The following is a 10,420-nucleotide window of genomic DNA, read 5'->3' as shown; positions in this document are numbered from 1 at the left end:
TGGCTCCAGCCAAAACCCAGGCCGATGTCGATCTCGACCGCGCTGCTGCGGTACAAACGGGTGAACTCGAACGGCAGCACGCCGTCGAGCACGGCGTCGGTCAGGGTCAGCAGTTCTTCGCCGGTGACCATCGACACCGGGCAGCCGTTTTTGCAGGTTTTGGGCACGCAATCGGCGGCATCGCCGTTGGGGTTTTTCGCCTGGTCGGGCGCGTCGTCGTGTGGCTCGTGGCGCTCAAGGCGCGCCATGTTTTGAGATTTGTCCCGCGCGAGTGGCGCCGGATTCGGCACGCTCAACACAACTTCATCGGCTTGGCGAATGTTCAGCGGAATCGATGGAGTCGGCTTCAGCTCCACCTCGCGGGCATGAAACATCAGCGGCTTCAGTGTGCTCGCGTGCTGCTTGAGCTCCGGCGTCGAAGTCAGCTCAGCCAGACGCAAGGCTGACGCGGCCAGCCATTCCCGCGCCCGTGGCGACTTGATCTTCGCCAGGACCTTGCTGCTCAAACGCAGCGATACGCCGGCACCCCCGGCGACGCGCATCAACAGGAAACTGATGAGCAACTCGGTGCGAACTTCGGCCACCACCTCGGCGAGGTATTGCGGCGGCAGCATCTTCAGCCAACTGGTGAACGCGGCCAGATGAATGAACAGCAACGGCTCGTCGCTGAGCATCAACAAAGCGTTGGCAATCGCCTCGCTGGAAGCCGCCAGCAGCGCCTCAAGTTCGACTTCGCTCAGGTATTCCAGGAGCTTCGCGCTGTGCTCCTGCAGATCGGCAAGTAGGGCGAACAGTTGTTGAATGTCATCCCAGACGCCATTCAAAGCTTTTTCCAGACCGCGCCAATCGGCCCGTTGCAACTGCCCGTAACGATCAAGAAAACCGGCGCTGGAAAACTCCGTCCATTGCGGTTGGAAGCCTGTCCATTCGCTGCGCAGCCAGCCTTCAAGACCGGCAATCACGCCTTCATATGAGGCATACAGGGCGCGGACATGGTCGGTAGAAACATCGGGAAAGAAGGTGACGCGATAGCGCTGGCCGCGCATGCAATCGGTCACCTCGAGAATCCCGCTCGGGCCGATGGTGTAGCGCAGTGGTTCGCCGAAGGTCAGCACACCGTCGACGTCGCTGAGCAGCGGTTCGAGGGTCACCGGGGTGTCGCCGATCGGCACGAAGCGCGCGGTTTCGAACAAATGCACCAGGGTCAGCGGCCCGTTGGCCGGGCACATGACTACCGATGAGCTGATGGGGGCGCGCGAGGTGATCGGCGCGCTCAGTTGTACGTCATTGCCAACCTTGAACACTTGCTCGATGTCCAGCGCGGTCCCGGTCCAGAACTGCTCGGCCCAGGCGTCGTAGTTGTTCAGGCACAGGCGGAACTCGTCGATCAGCGCTTCGAAATCGGGCTGCTGGGGATTCAGGGCGGCCACCACCAGCAGTCCGATGCTGTTGTTCAGGGCCAGGAGCCGATCGGGTTGAAACATTCGCAGTCGCTCGCGCATGTGAAAAAACGGGAGCGCGGACTTTGCGGGGGATCAAAAAGGAAAGAAGTCGGGGAAGTAGGCAGTGTCTGTAGGAGTTTTCGCTAAATGCGAAAAGGCGTCGATGGCATTGCCCGTTGCTCAATGTCCATCGGCCTCGCTATGCTGCTGAACCCATTAATCAGATCCGCGTTGCGGCACGTTGCCTGTCGCCCGGGATGTCTTTGTTAACGGATCCGATGATGAATGCACCGCTGACGACGTTCGGCCCGATCAAGGCCGTGATTTTCGATATGGACGGTTTGCTGCTCGACACCGAGGGCATTTACACCGAGGTCACCTCGCTGATTGCCGGGCGCTACGGGAAAACCTTCGACTGGAGCGTCAAACAAAACATCATTGGTCGCGGTGCCAATGACCTGGCCAAATACGTGGTGCAGGCGCTGGAGTTACCGATCACTCCGGAAGAATTTCTGCAGATCCGCGAGCCGCTGATGCGCGAGCGTTTCCCCAAGGCGCAGGCGATGCCGGGGGCCGAAGCGCTGGTGCGTCACCTCAAAGCGCACAACATCCCGATCGCGGTGGGCACCAGTTCGTCGCGCCAGTCGTTCGGGCAGAAAACCACCTTGCACCGTGAGTGGTTTGCGCTGTTCGATTTCATCGTCACGGCGGACGATCCGGAAGTTGGCGCGGCCAAACCGGCGCCGGATATCTTTCTCACCGCTGCCAGGCGTCTGGGCGTCACGCCCTCGGATTGTCTGGTGTTCGAGGATTCGCCGTTCGGCGTCACCGCCGCGAAAGCGGCAGGCATGACCGCAATCGCCATCCCCGACGCAGCGATGGCCGATGAGAAATATGCTCACGCTGACGGCATTATTCGTTCGCTGAAAGCATTTATGCCCAGCGCCTTTGGCCTGCCGGCGCTGGAACTGGCTTGACCGTCCACACAAAAACGCCGCCCCTCCTATAAAGAAAGGCGGCGTTTTTTCTTGCCGGTCTGTCAGGCGCCGAAACCACCGTCGATGGTCAGGCTGGCGCCAGTGATGTAACCGGCTTCCGGCCCGGCCAGATAGGCGACGAAGCTGGCGATTTCATCGGCGGTGCCGTAACGACCGACGGCCATCAGCGGAATCAGGCTGTCGGCGAATTCGCCATGGGCCGGGTTCATGTCGGTGTCGACCGGGCCAGGTTGCACGTTGTTGATGGTGATGCCCCGTGGGCCGAGGTCGCGGGCCAGGCCTTTGGTCAGGCCGACCAGTGCCGATTTGCTCATCGCGTACACGCCGCCACCGCCGAAGGGCATGCGGTCGGCGTTGGTGCTGCCGATGTTGATGATCCGCGAGCCTTCGCCCATGTGTTTCGCTGCTTCCTGCGAAGCAATGAACACGCTGCGCACGTTGATGGCCAAAGTCTGATCGAAGTCTTCCAGTTTGAAATCTTCCAGCGGCGCGATGGCCAGTACGCCGGCGTTGTTGACCAGAATGTCCAGCCGGCCAAACGCTTCGACGGTGGCGCTGACGGCGTGGCGAATCGCGCCGGCATCGGCGCTGTCAGCCTTGATCGCCAAGGCTTTGCCGCCGTTGCCGGTGATGCTGTTCTGCAGTTCTTCGGCTTTGGCGGCGGAGCTGACGTAAGTGAAAGCGACGGCGGCGCCTTCAGCGGCCAGGCGTTTGACGATGGCTGCGCCGATGCCGCGTGAACCGCCTTGAATCAGAGCGACCTTGCCGCTGAGGTGTTGAGTGGTCATGTTCGATCTCCAAGTGTTCAAGGCGGAATGCCTTGGTGTTGGTGCCGAGTATCGGCCTGGCATCGACAACCGGGTAGACCATGATTGCTATAGTCTGTGTAAACCAGAAGTTTATAGTGGCGATCATGGAAACATTCAGCAGTATCGAATGCTTTGTGCGCAGCGCCGAAGTCGGCAGCTTTGCCGAAGCCGCGCGACGCTTGAGCCTGACCCCGGCGGCAGTGGGCAAAAGCGTGGCGAAACTGGAGGCGCGGCTCGGCGTGCGGCTGTTCCAGCGCAGTACACGCAGCCTGACCCTGACCGAAGCGGGGCAGCTGTTTTTGAGTGAAGTCAGCGCCAGCCTGACCACCATCCAGAATGCCGTGGCCAATCTGGCCAGTGCCGGCGGGCAACCGGCCGGCACGCTGAAAGTCAGCATGGGTACGGTGTTCGGCCGTCTGTATATCGTGCCGCTGCTCGGTGAGTTTCTGCAGCGTTATCCAGCGATCAACCCGGACTGGCATTTCGATAACCGCCAAGTCGACCTGATCGGACAGGGCTTCGACGCGGCGATTGGCGGCGGCTTTGAACTGCCGCAAGGTGTGGTTGCGCGCAGGCTGACACCGGCGCATCGGGTGTTGGTGGCATCTGAGGACTATCTGCAAAAACATGCGCCGATCAGCCATCCCGATGACCTCAAGCAACACGACGGCATTCTGATTCGCTCACCGCAGACCGGGCGCGTGCGCTCCTGGCAACTGACTCACCGCGATCAGCAACACAGTCCGCTGACATTGCGGGCGCGGATGACCATGAGTGATTCCGAGGCTGCCTGTGCAACGGCGATGCAAGGTTTGGGCATTGCGCTGGTGAGCATGCCGTTTGCGGTCGCGTATCTTCAGGCAGGGACGTTACAGCGAGTGCTGCCGGACTGGTTTGTCGATGACGGCAACATTTCGATCTATTACGCCGAGCACAAATTGTTGCCGGGCAAGACCCGGGCGTTTGTGGATTTCGTGATTGAACAGTTTGCTGAGCAGGGACTGGGGCGGCGGTTTAGTGCTATCTGAGCCAGGCACCAAACCGAGTTGCGGCTATCGCGGGCAAGCCCGCTCCCACAAGTTTTGAGTTGCTCACACATCTTGCAAAGAATACAAAACCCTGTGGGAGCGGGCTTGCCCGCGATGAACGATAACTCGGTCTATCGAGCAAAGCGCTGCGCCCAGCCAATAATGGTCTTCGGCCGTGGCGTCGCATACGTGCGCACCTTCGACGTCGACAACTTCAAGCGCACCAGCGATTCGGCAATCGTCACCGCCGCTGTCACGCCATCCACCACCGGCACGCCGGTGCGCCGGCGAATCTGCTCGTCCAGCCCGGCCATGCCGCCGCAGCCCAGGCAAATCACCTCGGCCTTGTCCTGGGTCACCGCCAGTTCGGCCTGCTGCACGATCGCTTCCAGTGCGCGCTGCGGTTCGTGTTCCAGCTCCAGAACCGCCAGACCACTGGCGCGCACTGAGGCACAGCGATCCCACAGACCGGACAATTTCAGTCGATCTTCGATCAGCGGCACGGTGCGATCCAGCGTGGTCACCACCGAGTAGGCATGGCCGAGGAACATCGCGGTGCTGGCCGCCGCATCAGTGATATCTACCACTGGCACGTTGAGCAATTCCTGCAAGCCTTCGCGGCCGTGCTCACCGTAGCCGGCCTGAATCACGGCGTCGAAGGGTTGGTCGTAGGCCATCACCCGGTCCATGACGGCGATGGCGGCCAGGTAACTTTCGAAATTGCCTTCAATCGATTCGGCGCCGAAGTACGGGGTCAGGCCGACGATTTCGGTACCGGGCGAAGCGACGGCCTGCGCCGAGCGGGCGATGGCGTCGGTGATGGATTCGGTGGTGTTGACGTTGACCACGAGAATACGCATGGAAAATCCTTATTGCGGGCAGTGGTGCGGCCCGAAAACCGGGCCGCGAAGGGATCAGTGGCTGACGTTATCCACAGCGATGCATTCGCCGCTGACTTCGGCGTAATGCGTCTGGCGTTTGGCGATGATCAGGTAAAGCATGCCGGCGATACCGGCACCGATCAGCCAGGAGAACGGTGAAACGCTGTGGAAACCAGGTACCAGGGCCAGGACGATGGCGATCAGCGCTGCAGGAATAAACGCCGCCACCGCGCGGAAATTGATGCCACGGCTGTAGTAATAAGCGCCGTTGGGGTCTTCGCTGTAGAGCTGCGGCACATTGATCCGGCCTTTGCGGATCAGCCAGTAGTCGACCATGATCACCCCGTACAGCGGGCCGAGCAGGGCGCCTAGGCCCGACAGGAAATACACGATCACCAGCGGGCTGTTGTAGAGGTTCCACGGCAGGATCAGCACGGCAATGGTCGCGCTGATCAACCCGGCGCGGCGGAAGGTCAGGTACTTCGGCGCCAGGTTGCTGAGGACGAACGCCGGGGCGACGAAGTTGGCCATGATGTTCACGGCGACGGTGACGATCAGAAAAGCCAGGCAGCCGAGCACCAGAAAGAATGTGTTGGGGATCGAGGCGATGATTTCGGTCGGGCTTTCGATGATCCGCCCGTTGATCTGGAACTGCGCGCCACACAGCAACACGGTAATCGCAGCGAACACCAGAATGTTCACCGGCAAGCCCCAGAAATTTCCTACCTTGATGGTTTTGCGGCACGGCGAAGAACGGGCGAAATCGCAGAAGTTGAGGATTAGCGTGCCGTAGATCGCCAGCCACAACGCGCCGCCGGCAAAGATGTTGCGCCACATCTCGCCACCGGTCAGCGGCTCGCGGATCGACCAGGCAATGGTCGCGTTAGCCTGGAAGTACATCCACCCGGCGAGGGCAGCAACGGTCAGCAGAATCACCGGCCCGGCAAACGCCTCGTAACGGCGCACCATCTCCATGCCGTAGGCGAGAATCGCCAGTTGCACCAGCCAGATCGCCACGAAGCACACCCAGCCCAGGCTCGACAGGCCCAGAATCGAGTCGTGATCGTATTCGGCGAAGCCTGGATGCACAGCGGTCAGCAAGACGCGGAATACCACCGAGGCGAGGTACGTCTGAATACCGAACCAGGCGATGGCGATAACCGCCCTGATCAATGCAGGAATTTGCGCACCGTGAATGCCGAAACTGATCCGGCTGATCACTGGAAACGGCACCCCGGTTTTCTGCCCCATGTACCCGGACAGGTTCATGAAGAAGTACACCAGCGCCGCGCCGATCCCCAGCGACAGCAGAATCTGCCAGCCGCCCAGGCCCAACGCATACAGGCCGATGGCGAACGAGTAGTTGGCGATGTTGTGCACGTCGTTCGTCCACAGGGCGAAGATGCTGTACTGGCCCCAGCGTCGCCCTTCGGCTTTGGTCGGCGCCAGATCGCTGTTGTGCAGGCGCGGGCTCAGTTGCAGCGGCTCGCTCAGTCCGTCATCGGGCAACGGTTGATCGAGCGTGGAAGAGGGCAGACCCAGCGCGATGTTATTCGAAAGACTTGTACGCATTCCGGCAGGCTCCTGACGTTCACTCCCGCGATGACTGTGCATGAGCGCTCAGGCTCGACAAATCTTCGTCGCGGCGGTGAAAACATCACTGGTTACGGGGCATCTGCAGCCTGTACGGGATAGGGCGCTTCAGGCTTGCGGATCGAAAGTGTGCATGTTTTGCAGTTTTGTATACAAAACATGTATGCGATAAAGCCAGATTTGTGCCAGTTGCCAATCTATAAGCGGCAGGGCTCATTTCGAATAGTTATCAATGCGGCATAAGTTGCTGAAAAACCGGCGATATAAATTGATCGATTGGACAGGAATTTTTTTCAGGGGAGGGAGTTTGCAGAGGGGCAAGCAGATGGGGATTCTGCTGGAGAGTGTAACTTTTCAGGGCGTCAGAACTGAAAGTGCACACATAAATGGCACCGATGGTGACAACCTTGTGTACACCTTTTGTGTGCCTGGCACCTATCAATGTGAAAGCGAGCCTGCTCGCGAATGCGGTGGATCAGGCAACTGCAACGTTGACTGGAACTGCGCTTTCGCGAGCAGGCTCGCTCCCACAGGTCTTTCTATAAATGGGGGATCAAACCTTACTCTTGCTGATGATATTCCCGGCATGCAAGCCGCATTCTTTCTGCGTGGCTTCTTCCCACCACCAGCGGCCTTCGCGCTCGTGCTGGTTCGGCAGCACTGGGCGGGTGCAGGGTTCGCAGCCGATGCTGATGAAACCGCGCTCGTGCAGGCTGTTGTACGGCAGTTCGAGCATGCGGATGTAGCCCCAGATCTCCTCGCTGGTCATCTGCGCCAGCGGGTTGAACTTGTACAGGGTGCGTTCCGGTGTCGAGAAAGCTGTGTCGATTTCCAGCACCGCCACAGCGCTGCGGGTGCCCGGGCTCTGATCGCGGCGCTGGCCGGTGGCCCAGGCTTTGACGTCGTACAGCTTGCGCCGCAGCGGCTCGATCTTGCGGATGCCGCAGCATTCGCCGTGGCCATCCTTGTAGAAACTGAACAGGCCTTTTTCCTTCACGAACGGTTCGAGTTTCGTGTAGTCCGGCGAGACGATTTCAATATCGATCTTGTAGTGCTCGCGCACTTGCTCGATGAAGCGATAGGTCTCCGGATGCAGGCGGCCGGTGTCGAGGCTGAACACTTTGACGTTCTTGTTCAGCTTCCACGCCATGTCCACCAGCACCACGTCCTCGGCGCCGCTGAAAGATATCCACAAGTCATCGCCGAACTCGGCGAAGGCGAGCTTGAGGATGTCCTGGGCGGATTTGTTGGCATAGGTCGTGGCGAGTTCCACGACGTCAAACGTTGGGCTCATCAGGGCGGCTTCCTACAGGTCAATGGCGCTCGGGCGCTCTATAGGGGGCCGATGGTAACAAAAAGCTGCCGCGCCCGGGGCGTCCTCTGCGTTGCGCGCCTCGGGTGCAGACGCTAGAGTTCGGCCTCGCTTGACTCAAATAATCACTACAAACGGGAGTGTCTTGTGGAAATTGCTTGCCTGGATCTTGAAGGGGTACTGGTACCGGAAATCTGGATCGCCTTCGCCGAAAAAACCGGAATCGACTCCCTCAAGGCCACCACTCGGGACATTCCCGATTACGACGTTTTGATGAAGCAGCGCCTGCGCATCCTCGATGAGCACGGTCTCAAGCTCTCGGACATTCAGGAAGTGATCGCCACACTGAAACCGCTGGATGGCGCGGTGGAGTTCGTCAACTGGCTGCGCGAGCGCTTTCAGGTGGTGATTCTCTCGGACACTTTTTATGAGTTTTCACAGCCACTGATGCGCCAGCTGGGCTTCCCGACCTTGCTCTGCCATCGCTTGATCACTGACGAAAGTGGTCGGGTGACGGGCTATCAACTGCGTCAGAAAGATCCCAAGCGCCAGTCGGTGCTGGCGTTCAAGAGTCTGTACTACCGGGTGATCGCGGCGGGTGATTCGTACAACGACACGACCATGCTCGGCGAGGCGGATGCGGGGATTCTGTTTCACGCGCCGGACAACGTGATTCGCGAGTTTCCGCAGTTCCCGGCGGTGCATACGTTTGAAGAGCTGAAGCGGGAATTTCTCAAGGCCTCTAATAGAGAGTTGAGTTTGTAGTCGTCTGGAAGGACGTCTTCGCGAGCAGGCTCGCTCCCACACGATGATCGTTCCCACGCTCTGCGTGGGAACGCCTCATCGGACGCTCCGCGTTCGGCTTTGGATGGGACGCGGAGCGTCCCGGGCTGCATTCCCACGCAGGAGCGTGGGAACGATCGGTGTGGGAGGCTGCTCGCGATGCTTCAGAGGTTCTGCAGGGTATCGAGCAGGATCCGCACTTTGGTCATCGACTCCTGATACTCCGCCTGCCAGTCCGAATCAGCGACGATCCCGCCGCCGCCCCAGCAGCACACCTGACCATCCTTGACCAGCAGACTGCGGATGGCGATGGAGCTGTCCATCTCGCCGCGCACGTCCAGATACAGCAACGAGCCGCAATACAGACCGCGCCGGGTCGGTTCCAGCTCGTCGATGATCTGCATCGCCCGAATCTTCGGTGCGCCGGTGATCGAGCCGCCGGGGAAACTGCCGGCGATCAGGTCCAGCGCATCACGATCCGTCGCCAGTTCACCGGTCACGCTGCTGACCAGGTGATGCACGTTCGGATAGCTCTCCAGACTGAACAACTCCGGCACCCGCACCGAGCCGATGCGGCAGGTGCGCCCGAGGTCGTTGCGCAGCAGGTCGACGATCATCAGGTTTTCCGCGCGATCCTTGGGGCTGGCCAGCAGTTCGGCGGCGTTGGCGGCGTCCTCGGCTGGGGTGACGCCACGGGGGCGGGTGCCCTTGATCGGACGGGTTTCGACTTGGCGCTGGCTGACTCTGACGAAACGTTCCGGTGACAGGCTCAGCACCGCGCCGCCGTCGGGCAGGCTCTGGAACCCGGAGAACGGCGTCGGGCAGGCCTGACGTAAAGCGCAGTAAGCCAGCCACGGATCGCCCTGGCATTCAGCACGAAAGCGTTGCGCGAAGTTGACCTGATAGCAGTCGCCAGCCTGGATGTAGTCCTGAATGCGTTCGAAGGCCTGACGGTAATCGTCGGCCGAGAGATCAGCGGCCATCGGGGCGTTCAGTTTGAAAGGCGCCAGCGCGTCAACTTGAGGCTGAGTGAACAGCGCGACCAATCGCTGCCGTTCACTGTCGACAAGCGATGGATGAAAGACCAATTGGCTGGTTTGCCCGTGGTGATCGCTGATCAGCGCCCAGTCGTACAGGCCAAAACGCGCATCGGGCAGTTGCAGGTCATCCAGCGCCTGACTCGGCAGGTTCTCCAGATGCCGGCCGAAGTCGTAGCTCAGATAGCCGATCAGCCCGCCGGCGAATGGTAATTCATACCCGGCAGGCAACTGAGCTTCGCCCAAGCGGCTGAGGTGGTCACGCAGGCGCTGGAGGAAATACGCGCCGCTCTCGTCCGGCAACACCGCCAGTTGTTCCAGCGGCCAGGCGCTGAGCAAGTCATAACGGCCGCGTTCAGCGCTCGGCCGGCCGCTGTCGAGCAGCACGGCGCCGGGTGCGTTGCGAATGGCCGCGAAATAGTCGGCGGGGTTGGCGCGGTAGGGCAGTGGGTGTACGGAGCAGGTCAACATGGGCGGGGCAGATCGGCCGTTGAGGCGGGGTGGGGATTGTAGTCCTCTGCGCTGCCAGATCAAAGT

The 10,420-nt window shown here is 60.5% G+C and carries 9 protein-coding genes; 3 read left to right on the top strand and 6 right to left on the bottom strand.

Features of this window, described 5'->3' with window-relative positions; genetic code table 11:
• The coding region (locus D8U82_RS03475) for a DUF6531 domain-containing protein (protein ID WP_241668037.1) at positions 1-1,484 on the bottom strand (1,484 nt) is incomplete at its 3' end.
• 239 nt (positions 1,485-1,723) lie between these two features.
• Here D8U82_RS03475 and D8U82_RS03470 point away from each other — a divergent pair.
• On the top strand, positions 1,724-2,419 hold the full coding sequence (locus D8U82_RS03470) for an HAD-IA family hydrolase (RefSeq protein ID WP_130901659.1): 696 nt from the start codon (positions 1,724-1,726) through the stop codon (positions 2,417-2,419).
• Positions 2,420-2,481: 62 nt separating this feature from the next.
• Here D8U82_RS03470 and D8U82_RS03465 read toward each other — a convergent pair whose 3' ends face one another.
• Positions 2,482-3,228, bottom strand: a complete 747-nt coding sequence (locus tag D8U82_RS03465) for a 3-oxoacyl-ACP reductase family protein (protein ID WP_016773811.1) — start codon at positions 3,226-3,228, stop codon at positions 2,482-2,484.
• A gap of 125 nt (positions 3,229-3,353) precedes the next feature.
• Between D8U82_RS03465 and D8U82_RS03460 the strand changes: the two genes are divergently transcribed.
• Entirely contained in the window at positions 3,354-4,277 is a 924-nt protein-coding gene (locus D8U82_RS03460; protein ID WP_130887518.1) for a LysR family transcriptional regulator, read from the top strand.
• 131 nt (positions 4,278-4,408) lie between these two features.
• On the opposite strand, the gene D8U82_RS03455 is transcribed toward D8U82_RS03460, so the two are convergent.
• The 3 genes from D8U82_RS03455 to D8U82_RS03445 all read right to left on the bottom strand — a co-directional run bounded on the left by D8U82_RS03455 (position 4,409) and on the right by D8U82_RS03445 (position 8,045).
• On the bottom strand, positions 4,409-5,137 hold the full coding sequence (locus tag D8U82_RS03455; protein ID WP_122506523.1) for an aspartate/glutamate racemase family protein: 729 nt from the start codon (positions 5,135-5,137) through the stop codon (positions 4,409-4,411).
• Positions 5,138-5,191: 54 nt separating this feature from the next.
• A complete protein-coding gene (locus D8U82_RS03450) occupies positions 5,192-6,730 on the bottom strand; it encodes an NCS1 family nucleobase:cation symporter-1 (protein ID WP_125927629.1) in 1,539 nt (512 codons plus the stop codon).
• Positions 6,731-7,304: 574 nt separating this feature from the next.
• Positions 7,305-8,045, bottom strand: a complete 741-nt coding sequence (locus D8U82_RS03445) for a phosphoadenylyl-sulfate reductase (RefSeq protein ID WP_130901658.1) — start codon at positions 8,043-8,045, stop codon at positions 7,305-7,307.
• A 165-nt stretch (positions 8,046-8,210) separates the two neighbouring features.
• Here D8U82_RS03445 and thrH point away from each other — a divergent pair, with 165 nt between their 5' ends.
• Complete coding sequence (gene thrH / locus D8U82_RS03440) at positions 8,211-8,828, top strand: bifunctional phosphoserine phosphatase/homoserine phosphotransferase ThrH (RefSeq protein ID WP_122705845.1); 618 nt, start codon at positions 8,211-8,213, stop codon at positions 8,826-8,828.
• 182 nt (positions 8,829-9,010) lie between these two features.
• Here the strand turns inward: thrH and pabB are convergent, their stop codons facing one another.
• Positions 9,011-10,354: an aminodeoxychorismate synthase component I gene (gene pabB, locus D8U82_RS03435; RefSeq protein WP_130901657.1), complete on the bottom strand. Its 1,344-nt coding sequence runs from the start codon at positions 10,352-10,354 to the stop codon at positions 9,011-9,013.
• Positions 10,355-10,420 lie beyond the last annotated feature (66 nt).

Source organism: Pseudomonas sp. Sample_23 (assembly GCF_004307595.1).
Lineage (GTDB): Bacteria > Pseudomonadota > Gammaproteobacteria > Pseudomonadales > Pseudomonadaceae > Aquipseudomonas > Aquipseudomonas atacamensis.
The sequence above is the reverse complement of the archived record's forward strand: the minus strand, read 5'-3'. Positions and strand labels throughout refer to the sequence as shown.